This window comes from Lentzea sp. NPDC092896 (assembly GCF_044754905.1).
Classification (GTDB): Bacteria; Actinomycetota; Actinomycetes; order Mycobacteriales; family Pseudonocardiaceae; genus Lentzea.
This window is the reverse complement of record NZ_JBIVPX010000017.1, coordinates 136,047-151,424: the sequence shown is the minus strand read 5'-3', so window position 1 is coordinate 151,424 and position 15,378 is coordinate 136,047. Positions and strand designations below refer to the sequence as shown.

17 protein-coding genes are annotated in these 15,378 nt (G+C 68.9%); 8 read left to right on the top strand and 9 right to left on the bottom strand.

What is annotated here, in order from left to right:
• Positions 1–3: 3 nt before the first annotated feature.
• Positions 4–555: a hypothetical protein gene (locus ACIQF0_RS46600; protein ID WP_401041340.1), complete on the bottom strand. Its 552-nt coding sequence runs from the start codon at positions 553–555 to the stop codon at positions 4–6.
• A gap of 88 nt (positions 556–643) precedes the next feature.
• Entirely contained in the window at positions 644–3,259 is a 2,616-nt protein-coding gene (locus tag ACIQF0_RS46595; protein WP_401041338.1) for a cation-translocating P-type ATPase, read from the bottom strand.
• A 273-nt stretch (positions 3,260–3,532) separates the two neighbouring features.
• Here ACIQF0_RS46595 and ACIQF0_RS46590 point away from each other — a divergent pair, with 273 nt between their 5' ends.
• Positions 3,533–3,784 carry a hypothetical protein gene (locus ACIQF0_RS46590; protein ID WP_401041336.1) on the top strand — a complete coding sequence of 84 codons (252 nt, stop codon included), beginning with the start codon at positions 3,533–3,535 and terminating at the stop codon, positions 3,782–3,784.
• Between the two features lie 9 nt (positions 3,785–3,793).
• On the opposite strand, the gene ACIQF0_RS46585 is transcribed toward ACIQF0_RS46590, so the two are convergent.
• Entirely contained in the window at positions 3,794–4,150 is a 357-nt protein-coding gene (locus ACIQF0_RS46585) for a spore germination protein GerW family protein (protein WP_401041335.1), read from the bottom strand.
• A gap of 109 nt (positions 4,151–4,259) precedes the next feature.
• On the opposite strand from ACIQF0_RS46585, the gene ACIQF0_RS46580 reads away from it, so the two are divergent.
• From ACIQF0_RS46580 to ACIQF0_RS46570, 3 genes are read left to right on the top strand one after another with little or no spacing between them, the layout of a single operon-like run.
• A complete protein-coding gene (locus ACIQF0_RS46580) occupies positions 4,260–5,147 on the top strand; it encodes an ATP-binding cassette domain-containing protein (RefSeq protein WP_401041333.1) in 888 nt (295 codons plus the stop codon).
• The gene (locus ACIQF0_RS46575) at positions 5,144–6,721 is read left to right on the top strand and encodes an ABC transporter permease (protein WP_401041332.1); all 1,578 of its coding nucleotides are present in this window, start codon (positions 5,144–5,146) and stop codon (positions 6,719–6,721) included. Before ACIQF0_RS46580 ends, ACIQF0_RS46575 begins: the two co-directional genes overlap by 4 nt.
• A gap of 12 nt (positions 6,722–6,733) precedes the next feature.
• Entirely contained in the window at positions 6,734–7,036 is a 303-nt protein-coding gene (locus ACIQF0_RS46570) for an HPF/RaiA family ribosome-associated protein (RefSeq protein ID WP_401041330.1), read from the top strand.
• A gap of 4 nt (positions 7,037–7,040) precedes the next feature.
• Here the strand turns inward: ACIQF0_RS46570 and ACIQF0_RS46565 are convergent, their stop codons facing one another.
• Positions 7,041–7,535 carry a flavodoxin domain-containing protein gene (locus tag ACIQF0_RS46565; protein WP_401041329.1) on the bottom strand — a complete coding sequence of 165 codons (495 nt, stop codon included), beginning with the start codon at positions 7,533–7,535 and terminating at the stop codon, positions 7,041–7,043.
• Between the two features lie 108 nt (positions 7,536–7,643).
• Here ACIQF0_RS46565 and ACIQF0_RS46560 point away from each other — a divergent pair, with 108 nt between their 5' ends.
• Positions 7,644–8,168 carry a flavodoxin domain-containing protein gene (locus ACIQF0_RS46560; protein ID WP_401041327.1) on the top strand — a complete coding sequence of 175 codons (525 nt, stop codon included), beginning with the start codon at positions 7,644–7,646 and terminating at the stop codon, positions 8,166–8,168.
• A 40-nt stretch (positions 8,169–8,208) separates the two neighbouring features.
• Here the strand turns inward: ACIQF0_RS46560 and ACIQF0_RS46555 are convergent, their stop codons facing one another.
• From ACIQF0_RS46555 to ACIQF0_RS46535, 5 genes are all read right to left on the bottom strand, one after another.
• On the bottom strand, positions 8,209–8,664 hold the full coding sequence (locus ACIQF0_RS46555; protein ID WP_401041325.1) for a Crp/Fnr family transcriptional regulator: 456 nt from the start codon (positions 8,662–8,664) through the stop codon (positions 8,209–8,211).
• A complete protein-coding gene (gene gap / locus ACIQF0_RS46550) occupies positions 8,661–9,671 on the bottom strand; it encodes a type I glyceraldehyde-3-phosphate dehydrogenase (RefSeq protein ID WP_401041323.1) in 1,011 nt (336 codons plus the stop codon). Before gap ends, ACIQF0_RS46555 begins: the two co-directional genes overlap by 4 nt.
• A gap of 166 nt (positions 9,672–9,837) precedes the next feature.
• Positions 9,838–12,084 (bottom strand): phosphoenolpyruvate synthase, encoded by a 2,247-nt coding sequence (gene ppsA, locus ACIQF0_RS46545; protein ID WP_401041321.1) that lies wholly within the window; start codon positions 12,082–12,084, stop codon positions 9,838–9,840.
• Positions 12,081–13,076: an Acg family FMN-binding oxidoreductase gene (locus ACIQF0_RS46540; protein ID WP_401041319.1), complete on the bottom strand. Its 996-nt coding sequence runs from the start codon at positions 13,074–13,076 to the stop codon at positions 12,081–12,083. Before ACIQF0_RS46540 ends, ppsA begins: the two co-directional genes overlap by 4 nt.
• Positions 13,077–13,174: 98 nt before the next feature.
• Positions 13,175–13,594: a universal stress protein gene (locus ACIQF0_RS46535; RefSeq protein ID WP_401041317.1), complete on the bottom strand. Its 420-nt coding sequence runs from the start codon at positions 13,592–13,594 to the stop codon at positions 13,175–13,177.
• 161 nt (positions 13,595–13,755) lie between these two features.
• Here ACIQF0_RS46535 and ACIQF0_RS46530 point away from each other — a divergent pair, with 161 nt between their 5' ends.
• Genes ACIQF0_RS46530 through ACIQF0_RS46520 form a run of 3 tightly spaced genes read left to right on the top strand, consistent with a single transcriptional unit; the run spans position 13,756 to position 15,288 of the window.
• The gene (locus tag ACIQF0_RS46530) at positions 13,756–14,442 is read left to right on the top strand and encodes a CBS domain-containing protein (protein ID WP_401041315.1); all 687 of its coding nucleotides are present in this window, start codon (positions 13,756–13,758) and stop codon (positions 14,440–14,442) included.
• 7 nt (positions 14,443–14,449) lie between these two features.
• Positions 14,450–15,070 carry a CBS domain-containing protein gene (locus tag ACIQF0_RS46525; RefSeq protein ID WP_401041313.1) on the top strand — a complete coding sequence of 207 codons (621 nt, stop codon included), beginning with the start codon at positions 14,450–14,452 and terminating at the stop codon, positions 15,068–15,070.
• Positions 15,070–15,288 carry a PLDc N-terminal domain-containing protein gene (locus ACIQF0_RS46520; protein ID WP_401041311.1) on the top strand — a complete coding sequence of 73 codons (219 nt, stop codon included), beginning with the start codon at positions 15,070–15,072 and terminating at the stop codon, positions 15,286–15,288. The genes ACIQF0_RS46525 and ACIQF0_RS46520 overlap by 1 nt, the downstream gene beginning before the upstream one ends.
• The last annotated feature ends 90 nt before the right edge of the window (positions 15,289–15,378 follow it).

Here is a 15,378-nt window from a genome sequence, read left to right as displayed (position 1 = left end):
TTTTCACCGAAGCCAAGGGTTGGCCTTGACGATCGGCAGGGTGTTCCACCAGCGCGCCAGACCCCACGTGACGCCGGACGCGGTGGCCGCGAGGGCGATCAGCACCAGGGCGTAGACGACGTGGTAGTCGATGAGCGGGTTGGTCGACATCGTCGCCTCGCCGGTCGAGGTGTGCTGCGCCGGCGGCCACTCCGCCGCCCACATGAGCAGCATCATCAGCGCACCGCTCACCGCCGCGATCCGCAGGCCGATGCCCAACACCAGCGCCACCCCGACCGCGAGGAGACCGGCCATGAACAGCACGTCTGCCCACCAGGCCCCGGCGATGTCGTGGAACAACGACTCGAACGGCCCGACGGCGACGCGGCTGAGGAAGCCCTTCGTGGGCGAGCCTCCCGAGAACCACGCGTTCTTGGACTGGGTGGCGTAGCCCAGGCCGAACGCCTTGTCGAGGAAGGCCCAGAGGAACAACAATCCGGTCGCGATGCGCAGCACCGCGAGGGGCACGGCACTCGTTTCGGTCCGGGTGCGAGCAGGGGCGTGAACAGCGGACATCTTTACCTCCCAGGAAGTTCTTCTGGTTGGAGTCTTGTCGGGGGCAGGGCCCGCGAACGCAGCCCTTGGTCCCGATCGAGTCGGGACGTCACGACCTGCCGCGGCGGGACCAGCGCCACAGCTCGTCCACGCCCCACACGATCACCGGGAAGGTGGCGAGCAGGAGCAGGTGTCCGGCGGGTGGCACGGCGGTGCCGAAGACGTGCTGCAGCGCGGGAACGGTCACCGCGGCGGCCGCGAAGACGACCTCGAACACGATGCCCCACAACAACAACCGGTTGCTGAAGACGCCGATCGAGCGCAGTGACGCGTACTGGGTGCGGGACGCGAAGGCCGTGCCGAGCTGGCAGGCGACGATGCCCAGGAACGACATCGTGGTGGCCTGCACCCACACGTCGTGCAACGGCGCACCTTCGCCGACCGGATCACCTGGCGACCAGCCGCCTGCGAGCAGGGTGAGGAAGAACCCGCCGAGCACCAGCAGTGCCGAGACACCACCCAGCAGGCCCCAGGCGCGCCAGAGCATCTGGCGGTTGATGACGCCGTCGGTGTGACGCCGCGGCGGTCGCTCCATGAGGCCGGGCTCGGCGGGTTCACGACCGAGCGCCAGCGCGGGCAGGGTCTCGGTGCCGAGGTCGATCGCCAGGATCTGCAACACCGTGAGCGGCAACGGGATCGCGCCACCGGACAGTGCGAACAGCAGGAACGGGATCACTTCCGGGGTCGCGTGGGCGAAGATGTAGAGGATGAACTTGCGGACGTTGTCGTAGACCCGCCGGCCCGCCTCCACGGCGGTCACGATGGTGGCGAAGTTGTCGTCGGTCAGCACCATCGTCGAGGACTCGCGTGCCACGTCGGTGCCGGAACGTCCCATGGCGATGCCGATGTCCGCACGGCGCAGCGCGGGTGCGTCGTTCACGCCGTCACCGGTCATCGCCACGACGTTGCCTTGCGCGCGCAAGGCATCGGCGACGCGCAGCTTCACCTCGGGGGAGCTGCGCGCGAAGATCAGCTCCTCGTTGCCGCGCAGCAGCTCGTCCAGTTCGGCCTCGGTCATGTCGTCCAGCTCGGCACCGGTGACGACCTTGGTGCCGTTGCGGGCGATTCCGACCTGGCGGGCGATCTCCTTCGCAGTGAGCCCGTGGTCGCCGGTGACCACGATGAGCCGGATACCCGCGGTGTGACAGCGCGCCACGGCGTCGGCGACCTCGGGTCGCGGCGGATCGAACATCGCCACGAGACCGAGCAACTCGAGGTCGTGTTCAGCATCCTCCCGGCGCTCGGGAATCACCTCGCACCGACGTCGAGCGACGGCCAGCACGCGGAGGCCGCGTTGGGCGTACTCGGCGATCACGCGTTCGACGTCGGCGGAGTCGTAGTTCGTCAGCCGGGTCAGCACTTCCTCGGGCGCGCCTTTGACGTTGACCACCAGCCCGCCGTCCTGGCGATCCACAGTGGACATCATGCGCAGCGCCGGGTCGAAGTGGAACTGACGCACACGATGCTCACCGCGAGCCTTGACGGACACCTCGACACCAATCTCCGACGCCGCCTGCAACAGCGCGACCTCGGTCGGGTCGCCAGTGCCTCCTTCCAGATCAGCGTTGTTGCACGCGGAGACCGATGTGGCCAGGGCGGCGCGATCGCCATCGGGCGTCCAGATGTCGGTGACCGTCATGCGGTTCTGCGTCAGCGTGCCCGTCTTGTCGGTGCAAATCACCGTGGTCGAGCCGAGCGTCTCGACCGCGGACAACCGCTTCACCACGGCTCCGCCGCGGGCGAGCGCCCGAACCCCGACGGCCAGGGCGAGTGTGATGGTCGGCAGCAGACCTTCCGGGACGTTCGCGACGAGCAGTCCGATCGCGAAGTTGAACGAGTCGGGCAACGGCAGCCCGGCGACGAACACCCCGATGGGCAGGAACGCCAGCCCGGCACCCACCGCCACCGCGGCGATCAGCCAGGCCACCCGCTTCACCTGACGTTCCAGGGGACTCTCGTCCCGGCCGACCCGCTGCGACAGTGCGGCGATCCGGCCCAGTTCGGTGCGCATACCCGTCGCGAAGACGACCGCCTTCGCCTCCCCGCCGGTGCAACTGGTGCCGCTGAACACCAGGTCCCGCGCGTCCAGCAGGGGTCCGGCGACGTCAGTGAGCTCCGTGGAACGGTAGGCGGGCAACGACTCGCCGTTGAGCGTCGAGAGGTCGACTTCGACACCGCCGTCGATCAGCCGTGCGTCGGCCGAGACGCGATCGCCCTCCTCGACGATCAGCACGTCACCCGGCACGAGTTCACTCGCGGGGATCGACGTGCGCACGCCGTCACGCAGCACGGACGCCTTGGCCGGCAGGTACGCGGCGAGCGCCTCGACGGCCTTCTCCGCCTGCTGCTCCTGGACGAACGCCAAGCCCGCGTTGAGGACGATGACGGCGATGATCGCGATACCGAGCGGCGTCGTGCCGGCGACGATCGCAAGGGCAGCGGCCAGCGCCAGCAGCAGGGCCAGCGGGTGGGTGAACTGCCGCAGAAGCTGCTTGGGCCAGTCACGCCGTTTGCGACGTGTGAGCTCGTTCGGCCCGTGCGCGACAAGCCGCCGGGCCGCCTCGCGACCCGACAGGCCGGTCGCCCTCGTCCGCAGGTCTCGGAACAGCCGCTCCAGTGGTTCTCGCGGATCACTGTCGGGCTCGGTCGCAGTCGTGGTCGCCATGGGTTCGAGCATCACCAGCGGATGGCATGGTCCCCAGGGACCTTGGGGCACGTCAGGTGGGCAGGAAGTCCGCGTTGGACACTCCTGCGATGGGCAATCGCCCTCCACTCGTCCGCTCGTCTGCTGGAACCAGCCGCACCATCTCCGGTACAGGTCCTGACCGCCGTGAGACGTTGGTCCCGACCCACTCACCGCGTTGGGATCTGCATCACACTCCAGCAGGAAGAGCAGCCTTCCCTCAACACGAAAACGGCTGAGGGAAGGGGAAGTCAGATGGGCATCCACGGTTACACCGCGCGGCACCGGTCGATGTTGAAGGCCGTCGCCGAAGGCCGCGCCGAGCTGTCCGGCGGCCGCGTTCCCAACTTGGCCGTCGACGGCCTGTGGTGCGACTTCACCGCGACGAACGAGCTGTGTGCGCGAGGTCTGGTCGCGGCGGCACACAGCTCGCGGTCGGGGCAACGGGTTCGTGCGGTTCTCACCTCGTCCGGCGAACAGGTTCTGGGCTTGCTGATCGCGGCGTGACCGCGCGGGTCACCTACGCGACTTCAACAAACGCGCCGCCACGAAGATGGCCGCGACAGCCACCGCTCCCATGGTGGCGATCAGCCGGTTCACGTCCACGGCGGGTACCCACCGGACGTCGTCGCCGTTGATCACGAAGGCCCCTGTCGGCTTCGCGGCGATCCCGAACCCGCCGCCCTCGCCCTCCTGACCTTTCTCGTCCTTGCCCGAGCCGCCACCGGTACCACCGGAGACGGACGCGGCGGCGATGACGGTGATGCCGTTCTTCTCGTACGGCTCGGCGTAGACCTTCTTGGCCTCCACGGAGTTCTTGACGCTGGCGATCAGTTCCTCGATCTTCATCATCACTCCCGGTTCGTCGGTCATCAGTCCCCAGCATCTGATGAACTGTCCCGGCTGGGCAGGGCCCTTCGGCTCCGCGTGGACGTGCCGCCGGCCCCTCTTCCGGCCTCCTCCAGGTACCTAGCTTCGAACCATGACAGCAGCCATCTCCCTGTCCGGCGTGCGGAAGTCGTACGGCCGGACCAACGCACTCGACGGTCTCGACCTGACCGTCCCGGCAGGGGAAGTGCACGGCCTCCTCGGCCCCAACGGCGCGGGAAAGACGACGACCCTGCGCATCCTGCTCGGCCTGCTGCGCGCGGACAGTGGCACCGTCACCCTCCTCGGCGGCGACCCGTGGCGCGACACTGCCACCCTGCACCGTCGCCTGGCCTACGTGCCCGGCGACGTGACGTTGTGGCCCAACCTGACCGGCGGTGAGGTGATCGACCTGCTCGGCAGGCTCCGGGGCGGGCTGAACACCACCCGCAAGGCTGAGCTGGTGGAGCGGTTCGAGTTCGACCCGACGAAGAAGGGGCGCGCCTACTCGTCCGGCAACCGGCAGAAGGTCGCCCTGATCGCCGCTCTGGCCAGCGACGCCGAACTGCTGCTGCTCGACGAACCGACCGCGGGGTTGGATCCGTTGATGCAGGCCGTGTTCGAGGACTACCTCGCGGAACTGCGCGGTGAGGGCCGCACGATCCTGCTGAGCAGCCACGTGCTCGCCGAGGTCGAGAAGGTGTGCGACCGCGTCAGCATCATCCGCCACGGCAAGCTCGTCGAAAGCGGCTCGCTCACCGACCTTCGGCACCTCACGCGCACCACGATCGAGGCCGATCTGGTCACCCCGCCCAACGGGTTCGTCTCGCTGCCCGGTGTGCACGAGTCGCACGTGGACGGCACGCACCTGCGCTGCCAGGTGGACACCGACCAGCTCGACTCGCTGCTGCCCGCGCTGACCGGTCTCGGCGTGCGGACTTTGACCTGCCGGCCGCCCACGCTGGAGGAGCTGTTCCTGCGCCACTACGAGGTGAAGCGATGAACGGCACTCGCGAGCTCGTGCGCCTCGCACTGAGGCGTGACCGGATCCTGTTGCCGTCGTGGATCGCGGCGTTCGTGCTGCTCGCCGTGACCTCGGCGGCCGCGACGAAGGACCTGTTCCCGACCGTCGACTCGGTGGTCCAGGCCGCTTCGCTCATGAACGGCACTCCGGCGCTGGTCGCGGTGTACGGGCACATCTACGACCTGACGTCGATCGGCGCTCTCGCGATGCTGAAGGCGCTCGGTACCGGCTCGGTGGTGATCGCGATCTTCTCCATCGTCCTCGTGGTGCGGCACACCCGCGCCGAGGAGGAGACGGGCAGGCTCGAGCTGGTCGGTTCGGGCGTGGTGGGCCGGCGGGCGCCGCTGACGGCCGCCCTGGTGGTCGCGATCGGTGCGAACGTGGCGTTGGGGCTCATCACGGCGGTGTCGGTGGCGGCCGCGGGGTTGCCAGTCGCCGGATCGGTGACGTTCGCGCTCGCGTGGATGAGCGTGGGGATCACGTTCGCCTGCGTCGCGGCGGTGGCGGTGCAGCTCATGGCGGGACGTCGCGCGGCGATCGGGCTCGCCACCGCGGCGCTGGGCCTCGTGTTCGTACTCCGCGCGATCGGGGACACCCTCGGCCCGCAGTGGTTGTCGTGGTTGTCGCCGCTGGGCTGGGGACAGCAGTTCCGGCCCTACGCGGGCGATCACTGGTGGATGGCCGGAATCGCCGCGGCCTTCGCGATCGTGGTGACCGCGGCGGCCTACCGGCTCGTGTCACGGCGGGACCACGGCGCGGGCATGCTGCCCGACCGAGTGGGACCTGCTGGTGCCTCACGTTGGCTCGCCGGGCCGTTCTCGCTGGCGTGGCGGCTGCAGCGGGGCTCTCTGATCGGATGGACGGTGGGATTCGTCGCCTACGGACTGCTGGTGGGCAGCGTCGCGGACAGCATCGGCGACATGGTCGGCAGCCCGCAGGCCCAGCAGATGTTCCAGCAGCTCGGTGGGCGGGACGTGCTGACCGACGCGGTGCTGTCGGCGATGTTCGCGCTGCTCGGCGTAGTCGCTTCGGGCTACGGTGTGCAAGCGGCACTACGACTGCACGGTGAGGAGACGGAGCATCGCGCAGATGCCGTGCTCGCGGTCGGCGTGAGTCGCGCCAGGTGGGTGTTGAGTCACGTGGGCGTCGCGCTCGCCGGCACCGCGTTCCTGCTGGTTGGAGCGGGTTTGTCGGCGGGAGTCGTACATGCTGCTCGGACCGGTGACGGGGGTCAGGTCGGCCGGGTGCTGGTCGGCGCACTGGTGCAGGTGCCTGCGGCTTGGGTGCTCACCGGGATCGTCGTGGTGCTCGTGGGCACCGTGCCGCGGCTCGCCGCACTGAGCTGGGCGGTGCTGGCGGCCTTCATGCTGCTGGGTGACCTCGGTCCTCTGCTGGGCCTGGACCAGTGGCTGCTGGACTTCTCGCCGTTCGCTCACGTGCCGCACATGCCCGGCGGCGCCATCACGGCAACGCCGTTGCTGTGGCTGGTCGCCACGACCGCCGGCCTCGTCGTAGCAGGTCTGACCACGTTGCGGCGCAGGGACATCGGCTGATCTGGAGGACTGATGAAGCACGCAGGACAGCAAGAGATCGCCAACGTCGTGGTCGACGCCGGTGATCAGACATCACCGGACGCCAAGCAGTACGCGCACGACCGGATCGCTCCGCTCGCCAGGTTCGCACCCCAGCCGACGAACTACGCGCACGTCCGCATCGCGAACCCCGGTTCGCGCGTGGTCGAGGTGCGCGCGAACCTCGACGTCAACGGCACCCAGGTGGTGGCGCAGGCGGAGGCGGCCACCGTCACCGAGGCGGTCGACGCCGTACGGGACCACCTGCACCGCCAACTGCTGAAGATGCACAACTGAGCTGTCAGCGCGCCGCGACCAGCCGCTGGGCGATCGTGTACGCCCAGCGGTCGATCTCGTCCCAGTCCCGGAAGTCACCCGCCGCAGGCCCCAGCGCCATCTTCTTGGCGAAGAAGCCGACAGCGGTCTGCGGTGTGAGCCTGCCGCCGAAGGTGAAGGGTTCCTCTGCCCCGAGGCGTGCGGCGATCTCTCGCACTTTGCGCGGGGCTTGCTGCGCCGTGATGTCGGCGCCGAGCGGCCCGCTGTGGAACAGCCTCAACGGGCGGGAGTGGAGCAGCTTCTCGTTGCGGGCCAGCAGCTTCACCGCTTCCCGCCGCCACCCGCCCGCGTACAGCGCGCTGCCGAGAACGACTGCCTTGCAGGGTTCGACGGAGTGGACGTCCGCGGCGTCGAGCACGACGACCTCGTGCGACGCCGAGCGGATCCGGGCGCCGATCGCCTCGGCGATCTCCTTGGTAGCGCCCATCTTGGTCGCGTAGGCGACGAGAATTTCAGTCATATCAACACCATCGGTGCGCTGTTCCGCCTGGGACAGAGCCCTTGTGCTCAGCGGCAACGGGTCGCCGGATACTCGTGACGCTCTCGTGCGTGCGCGAGGCTGGTCGCCATGAAGGTACTGGTGGCGTACGCGACCGCGGCGGGCTCGACCGCCGGTGTCGCCGAGCGGATCGCGGGCTCACTGAGGACGGGCGGCCACGAGGTGGTGGTGCGTACCGTCGAGGAGGCGGCCGAAGCCCAGGCCTACGACGCCTACGTCGTCGGCAGCGCGGTGCACGACCAGGCGTGGCTTCCTGCCGGCGCCGCCTTCCTCGCCGAGCACCGGAAGGCGTTGTACGGCAAGCCGGTGTGGTTGTTCAGCGTCGGCCTGCCGGGAGCACTGCGCGGGCCGTTGCGCAAGTGGGTCCTGGTGGAGGAGGCCGACGTGCTCGCGGCGTTGCTCGACGACGTCGAGCCGATCGAACACCGGCTGTTCTCCGGTGTCGTCACGCCAGGTGCTTTCGGCTGGTTGGGGACCTTGGTGTTCCGCGCCATGGGTGGTCGGTTCGGCGACTTCCGCGACTGGGCCGCGATCGAGAAGTGGAGCACGGGTATCGCCGAGGCGCTCGTCGACATCGAGGCTGCGAACCGCTGACGGGGGCCGGGCATCGCGTAGGTGCCCGGCCCCCGTGGTGTCACGGCTGGCGCTGCAGGTCGAGCAGCCGGATCCGAGTGGTCTGCAGGCGTTCCACCAGCGCGCCGACCATGACCAGAGCGACGTGGTAGCCGAGCTCGGGATCGCTGTCGGCCAGTTCTCGCAGCCTCACGGCGTCCACCATGACCGCTCGAGTGGGCGACACGACGGTGGCGCCGAAGTGCCAGCGGTGCGGAGGTACGACCCACGACCAGCCCAGCAACTCGCCGTGGCCGACGCTCTGCAGCGCCACCCGGCCGCTGGATGGTGTCGTGTGGTCGATCATGACGCACCCGCTGAGCACGACCCAGCACCGGTCAGCGATGCCGCCCTCGTCGAACAGCCGATGACCGGGCTCGTAGGTCTCGACCGAGCTGATCCCGGCCACGGCGGCGCGCTGGGTGTGCGACAGGCCCGCGAGCAACGTCAGTTCGTCGAGGGTGGCGGCGGTGGTCATGGCATGGTCCGCGCGACGCGGTCGGTGAGGTCAAGCGTGCGGTTGGCGTAGCCCCACTCGTTGTCGTACCAGCCCATCACCTTCACGACGTGACCCTGTGCCTTGGTGAGCGAGGCGTCGAACACGCACGACGCCGGGTCGCCGATGATGTCCCGGGAGACGACGGGATCGGTGGTGTAGCGCAGGATTCCCTTGAGGTAGGTGGACGCGGCGCTGGCGAACGCACGGTTGACCTGGCCCGCGGTCGCCGGCTCCGCGAGTCGGACCGTGAGGTCGGTGAGCGAGCCGTCCTCGACGGGCACCCGGACGGCGAGCCCGTCGAGCTTGCCGTCCAGGGCCGGGATGACCTGACCGATCGCGCGGGCGGCGCCGGTGGAGGTCGGGATGATGTTCACTGCGGCGGAACGCGCCCGGCGCAGGTCTTTGTGCGGGCGGTCGAGCAGCGCCTGGTCGCCGGTGTAGCTGTGGATCGTCGTCATCAATCCCTCGACGATGCCGAACGTCCCGTCCAGCACGGCCGCCATCGGGGCGGCGCAGTTGGTGGTGCACGAGGCGTTCGAGATGATGTGGTGCTTGCTCGGGTCATAGACGTCGTCGTTGACACCCAAGACGATCGTGGCGTCGACGTCCTTGCCGGGCGCGGTGATGATCACCTTGCGGGCGCCGCGTTCGAGGTGGACGCCCGCGGTCTCACGCGTGCGGAACCGGCCGCTCGCCTCGATGACGATGTCGACGCCGAGCTGACCCCAGTTGAGGTCCTGCGGATCCGCTTGTCCGGTGACGAGAATGCTGTGACCGTCCACGGTGAGGATGTCGTGTTCGACGGAGACGTGCTTGCTCCACGGCCCGTACGTCGAGTCGTAGGCCAGCAGGTGCGCCAGGACTTCCGGGGTGGTGATGTCGTTGATGGCGACGATCTCGATCGCCGCGTCCTGCCGGTCGAAAGCGGCGCGCAGGACATCTCGCCCGATGCGGCCGAAACCGTTGATAGCGACTCGTGTGGTCATGGGGGGCTCCTCCATGTCGGAGGACATCGAGAAGAGCGGCGACGCGGTTCGGTTCGATCGTGACAATCTGCGTCCGCGCGCCGCCGCCGTTCTCCAGCGTCCTCAACGGCTTCTTCGTGCAACAGGGCATTCCGCCTCCGTGCGGCGGTGCATTCCGGTTCTGGCGCTAGCGGGCTTGCCGCAACAACAACCGCCGTTCGGCTGATCCGATGGCCGCCCTGGCAGCAGGGACCGCGTCGGGGTTGACCGAGATCGAGGTGATGCCGAACTCGACGAGCTTCTCGGCGAACTCCGGTTTGTTGGACGGTGCCTGTCCGCACAGCGACGACGTGATGCCGGCGTCTCGCGCGGCGCCGACGATGCGTCCGATCATGTCCAGCACGGCGGGGTCGGACTCGTCGAACAGGTCCGCGCACAGCTCCGAGTCGCGGTCGACGCCGAGCATCAGCTGCGTGAGGTCGTTGCTGCCGATGGAGACCCCGTCGATGCCGGACCGCGCGTACTCGGGAATCCAGTACGCCACCGAGGGAACCTCGGCCATGACCCACCGGTGCAGGCCGCGGTGGTGGCCCAGAGGACTGCGGTCGATCTGCTCCAGGCAGGCTTCCAGCTCCCACTTGGTGCGCACGAACGGGATCATCAGGTGCAGGTTCGGCGTCTGCTCCCGCACCCGTGCGAGCGCCTCGAGCTCCAGCCCGAACAGCATCGGGTCGTCGACGTACCGGTAGCAGCCGCGGTAGCCGATCATCGGGTTGTGCTCGTGCTTCTCGAACTCCTCGCCGCCCTTGAGCTCGCGGAACTCGTTGGTGCGGAAGTCCATCGTCCGGTAGACGACCGGCCGCGGCGCGAACGCGTGCGTGATCTGCAGCAGCGACGACGTCATGGCGTTGATGAAGTCGTCAGGACCGCGCTGTGCGAGGAACCGCCGCGGGTGCTCAGCACCGAGCGCTTCGGTCAGCATGAACTCCGCCCGCAGCAGCCCCACGCCGTCGACGGGCATCGCGGCCACCTCGGCAGCGTGCTCGGGCAGCGCGAGGTTGACGTACACACGCGTACCGAGGGCTTCGGTGGCCTGCACCACGGGGGCGACGATGCGTGGTGCCGTGGTGATGGGAGCAGAGCCTGCTCGCACCTCTCCAGCGCTGCCGTCGACCGTGACCAGCTGGCCCTCCTTCAGCACCGAGGTGGCCGAACCGGTGCCGACGACGCACGGCACACGCAGTTCGCGGGCCACGATCGCGGCGTGACAGGTGATGCCACCGCCGTCTGTCACGACCGCGGACGCACGGCGCATCGTCGGAACCCAGTCGGGGTTGGTCATCTCCGCGACCAGCACCTCACCGTCACGCAGCCGACCACCCTCGTCGGGGGAGCTCAGCACGCGCACCCGGCCCGAAGCGATGCCAGGCGACGCGGCGAGCCCGGCGACCAGCGGGCCCGCCGAGGCAGGCGGCTCGTCGGGCAACGTGGTGATCGGCCGGGACTGCACGAGCCACGTCTTGCCCTCGGCGATGGCCCACTCGGTGTCCTGCGGTTCGCCGTAGTGTCGCTGCACGCGCATCCCCAGCTGCCCGATCGCGATGGCCTCGGCGTCGGTGAGCACCTGTGCGTGCGATTCCTCGGCTGTGAGGTCGATCCGTTCGTCGTTGCCGTTCGTGCCGCGCACGATCTTGTGGGACTTGCGGCCGACCCTGGTGTCCACAAGGGACACCGTGTCGCCGTTACGGCGCAGCACGTACGTGTCAGGCTCGACCGAGCCGCTGACCACGACCTCGCCGAGCCCGAACGATCCCTCGATCAGCAGCTTGTCGCGGTCGCCGCTGGACGGATCGGCGGTGAACATGACACCGGAGCGTTCGGAGTTCACCATCTTCTGCACCACGACGGCGATCGCGGGCTCATCGGTGATGCTCTGTTCTGCCCGGTAGGCGATCGACCGCGTGCCGAACAACGACACCCAGCAGTCCAGCAGCCGGTCGAGCAGGGCGTGCGCGCCTCGGGTGTTGGTGAAGGTGCTGTTCATGCCCGCGAACGACGAACCCGCGGTGTCTTCGGAAGTGGCCGAGGACCGGACCGCCACGGACTCGTCCTGACCGAGGCCGCGGTATGCCTCCAGCACGTCGTGCCGCACGTCGTCGGAGATCCCGGCCTTGCGCACGAGCTCACGCATCCGCTCGGCGCACTCCTCCAACCGCTGCGGTGAGGTACCGCGGTCGAGCGCGATGGTGAGTTCCGCGGCGAGGTCGTCGCGGACCTGGCTCATGGATGTCAGGAACGCCTCCGCGGTCACGACGAAGCCAGGGGGCACGGGCAGCCCGGCGCGGGTGAGTTCGCCGAGGTTGGCGCCCTTGCCGCCGGCGATGGCGGTGTCGTTCTTGCCGAGCGTGGCGAAGTCGCGGATGTAGGTGGTCACTTCTGCTCCTGGTCGCGGAGAAGGTCGATGACGGGACGGCGGGGTGTGGCGGGCAGCGGGTCGGCGTTGAACCCGGCCCAGCCGACGCGGATCACGAGCTGAGGGCAGGTGGCGCCGCCGAGGACCTCGTCGCGGACCAGATCTCTGGTCTCCACGACCTCCAGCGGCTGGCTCAGCGGGCAGGTCGCGAGGCCCGCGGCGGTGGCTTCCAGCAACACCGCGCTCGCCGCCTCACCAGCACGAAGCCGGGACAGGTCGTCGTCGGACGACGTGCTCAGCACGAGCAGCGCTCCCGCGTCCTCGCCGAGCACGCTGCGGCTGCCCTGCAGCAAGGACCCCGGCGCGAACTCACGCATCCTGAGGTTGCCGTACTGCCGCGAGCCGGCGGGGATGTTCGCAGCCGGAACTCCGGCCGACGCGCCGGGATAGACACCGCTCCACTGGTGGATCTCGGCCTGGTAGGCCGGGTCGGCCTCCTGGACGTGGGCGGCCTTGCCGATCGCGATCAGGAGTTCGTCACGCGCTTTTCCGGTCGCGATGCGCGCGTCCACCCCCTCAGCGCGAGCGAACTGCACGAGCTGCTGCAACAGCTCCTCAGGGGTCGGCCAGGAGGAGAAGGCGCGGCGATCGGTGCGCCTGCGCGGAATCGCCGCCGCGAGGGCCACATGGGACTGTCTCGGTTCCGCCGGCTCGAACTCGATCGCGGCCAGGTGATCGGGCTGTGCGGGGTTGGGCAGACGGTGGACCTTCGCGTGCCAGCCGAGTGCCGCGAGCGCGGCCCGCAGGTGGTGCAGCGCAGCCCCGCAGCTGACGACCAGATCGGCGCCGAGCGGATCGGTCGCGGGCAAGGCGCGCGTGCGGTCGGCGTACAGGTGCAGGCTGTGCGCACCGAGTTCCCAGCGCCACGGCTGGGAGTTGTGCACCGACGGTGCGCGGCCGGCGAGTGCCACCGCCGCTCGCACCGTTGTCTCGTCGGGCTGACCGCGGTCCATCCCGCTCACCTCCACGTTGAAGTCCTGTCTTGAAAGTCGCAGCAGAGGCGGCCGCGGGTGAGGGGCCTACGTCCCGGCTTGGCCGGGACCCGCGGCACTCACCGCAGCATCAACGGACCCGCGTGTTGCTCCTCACCGACCGGCACCACCACGACCGGGCACAGGGCGTGGCGCAGGCAGAAAGCCGTGACTGAGCTGAACACCAGTACGTCCAGCCTGCGCACACCGTGCCCGCCCACCACAAGGCAGGCTTCGTGCCTGGACAGCTCCACGAGAGCTGGTCCAGGGACGCCGTGCAGCGTCTGCAGATCCACCTGAACCCCGTCGCCATCCGCGCCCAGCGAATCGAGAGCGGCCAGCAGGTCCTCCTTGTGCGCGGCCTCGAATCCCAGCTGGCACACTCCGGCCGCCAGCACAGACGTGTTGGTGCGCTTGGCTTCTCGCACCGCCCACAACAACGCGGCGCGCGCCGCAGGTGACCTGTCGACTCCGACGACAACGCGTGACTTCTCGCTCATGTGTTCAGCGTGTTGAGCCCGCTCCCCGGTGTGCAGGGCCCTTCGGTCCTCCTGCACCGGGTCGGAACGCCCGGCTGACCCACGTCCTTGGCAGGTGGGCCCCTGCTGTTCCGGCGACAAGGCTTGAGGCGGAAAGAGACCGAAGATCGCCGGAGGGTGTCATGCGTGAACCGACAGTCGCCTCGCTGATGACACGTGAGGTGATCACCGCGGACGTCGAGTGCTCGTTCAAGGAGCTCGTGCGGCTGCTGGAGGACAACAAGGTCAGTGCTGTTCCCGTGCTCGACGGCGGCTACCCCGTCGGCGTGGTCTCGGAAGCCGACCTGATGCCGAAGGAGGAGTTCAGGGGCGGCACCGAGGACGCGCCAGGTGTGTTCGCCGGGCGCGCGGCGAAGCACCGGTGGGAGCAGGCGAGCGGCGTGATCGCGCGCGACGTGATGACCTCGCCGGTGAGGAGCGTCCCGCCGGGTCTCGCAGCGAGCGCCGCGGCCCGCGAGCTGGCGGTAGCCGGTGTTCGCAGGCTGTTCGTCATGGACTCCGACGGCGCGCTGGTCGGCGTGCTCTCCCGCCGCGACCTGCTGAAGCTCTTCGTGCGGGACGACGGCGAGCTGCGCACGACGATCCGCGACGAGATCTTCGGCCGGGTGCTGTGGGTGGACCCGAACACCATCGACGTCGAGGTCATCGATGGCGTCGTGACGATGCGGGGCCGGCTGGAACGCCAGAGCGAGGTCGAGATCGCCGAACACCTCGTGCGCGTCCTGCCGGGCGTTGTCGACGTGCACAACCACCTGCGCTGCGGTTGGAACGACACCACACACACCCGCCAGACCGAGATCTTCGGCTAGGAGCGTCATGAGGACTCGAGATGTGATGACCACGGACGTCGTGGTCGTCGAAGCAGGCACGCCGGCGCGCGATGCCGCTCAGCTGCTAGCCGAACGCGGATTCACCGCGCTACCCGTGGTCGACACCTTCGGCGCGTTGATCGGGATGGTCGATGAAGCCGACCTGCTCCAGGATCGCCTGCCACAGGACCCGCGGTCGCTCGTTCACGGTGAGCCCGTCGAGGCCAGGAAGTCGCCGGCGGCCGTGGTCGACCAGGTGATGACCAAGGAGCCGGTGGTGGCGAGCCCGAACACCGACCTCGCGGAGGTCGCCGGCCTGATGCTGGAGCACAACGTGCGCAGCGTGCCGGTCGTCCGTGAAGGCCACCTCGCGGGAATCGTGACTCGCAGGGACGTGCTCCGCTCCATCACCCGCGCGGACTGGGTCGTCGAGGCCGAGATCCACAACAGGCTCGGCATGGTCGGCGGCGCCCAGCGTTGGCAGGTCGCGGTTTCCGGCGGCAGGGTGTCCATCGTGGACAAGGGGAACAGCGCCACCGAACGGCACGTGGTCGACGTGCTGGTGCGTGCGGTAGCAGGCGTGACCGATGTCGAGTTCTCCACCGAACCCGTACACGCCGGGAGCTGATGATGGGACGGAAGCGGTGGGGTGATCTCACTCCGTTGCAGCGCAAGTCCTTCACTTGGCTGACTGTCGTGCAGGTGATGCTCGCGGCGGCGGCGTGGGCGGACCTGTCGATGCGGCCCGGGGAGTTCGTACGCGGTCGCAAGTTGTGGTGGGCGCTTGCGATCGCAGTGAACTTCATCGGGCCGTTCTCCTACTTTCGCTGGGGAAGGAGGTCGTAGAGAGGATCAGAACGAAAGGCGCCGGCACCCCCTCCCGGCGCCTTTCTGCTGTGTCGAGACATTCGCCGTTACGTCCTGTGGTGGTGAGGA

Excerpts from the sequence above, each read along its gene's own strand:
- ACIQF0_RS46600 (WP_401041340.1), bottom strand. The coding sequence starts at position 555 with ATGTCCGCTGTTCACGCCCCTGCTCGCACCCGGACCGAAACGAGTGCC.
- ACIQF0_RS46595 (WP_401041338.1), bottom strand. The coding sequence starts at position 3,259 with ATGGCGACCACGACTGCGACCGAGCCCGACAGTGATCCGCGAGAACCA.
- ACIQF0_RS46590 (WP_401041336.1), top strand. The coding sequence starts at position 3,533 with ATGGGCATCCACGGTTACACCGCGCGGCACCGGTCGATGTTGAAGGCC.
- ACIQF0_RS46585 (WP_401041335.1), bottom strand. The coding sequence starts at position 4,150 with ATGACCGACGAACCGGGAGTGATGATGAAGATCGAGGAACTGATCGCC.
- ACIQF0_RS46580 (WP_401041333.1), top strand. The coding sequence starts at position 4,260 with ATGACAGCAGCCATCTCCCTGTCCGGCGTGCGGAAGTCGTACGGCCGG.
- ACIQF0_RS46575 (WP_401041332.1), top strand. The coding sequence starts at position 5,144 with ATGAACGGCACTCGCGAGCTCGTGCGCCTCGCACTGAGGCGTGACCGG.
- ACIQF0_RS46570 (WP_401041330.1), top strand. The coding sequence starts at position 6,734 with ATGAAGCACGCAGGACAGCAAGAGATCGCCAACGTCGTGGTCGACGCC.
- ACIQF0_RS46565 (WP_401041329.1), bottom strand. The coding sequence starts at position 7,535 with ATGACTGAAATTCTCGTCGCCTACGCGACCAAGATGGGCGCTACCAAG.
- ACIQF0_RS46560 (WP_401041327.1), top strand. The coding sequence starts at position 7,644 with ATGAAGGTACTGGTGGCGTACGCGACCGCGGCGGGCTCGACCGCCGGT.
- ACIQF0_RS46555 (WP_401041325.1), bottom strand. The coding sequence starts at position 8,664 with ATGACCACCGCCGCCACCCTCGACGAACTGACGTTGCTCGCGGGCCTG.
- gap (WP_401041323.1), bottom strand. The coding sequence starts at position 9,671 with ATGACCACACGAGTCGCTATCAACGGTTTCGGCCGCATCGGGCGAGAT.
- ACIQF0_RS46540 (WP_401041319.1), bottom strand. The coding sequence starts at position 13,076 with ATGGACCGCGGTCAGCCCGACGAGACAACGGTGCGAGCGGCGGTGGCA.
- ACIQF0_RS46535 (WP_401041317.1), bottom strand. The coding sequence starts at position 13,594 with ATGAGCGAGAAGTCACGCGTTGTCGTCGGAGTCGACAGGTCACCTGCG.
- ACIQF0_RS46530 (WP_401041315.1), top strand. The coding sequence starts at position 13,756 with ATGCGTGAACCGACAGTCGCCTCGCTGATGACACGTGAGGTGATCACC.
- ACIQF0_RS46525 (WP_401041313.1), top strand. The coding sequence starts at position 14,450 with ATGAGGACTCGAGATGTGATGACCACGGACGTCGTGGTCGTCGAAGCA.
- ACIQF0_RS46520 (WP_401041311.1), top strand. The coding sequence starts at position 15,070 with ATGATGGGACGGAAGCGGTGGGGTGATCTCACTCCGTTGCAGCGCAAG.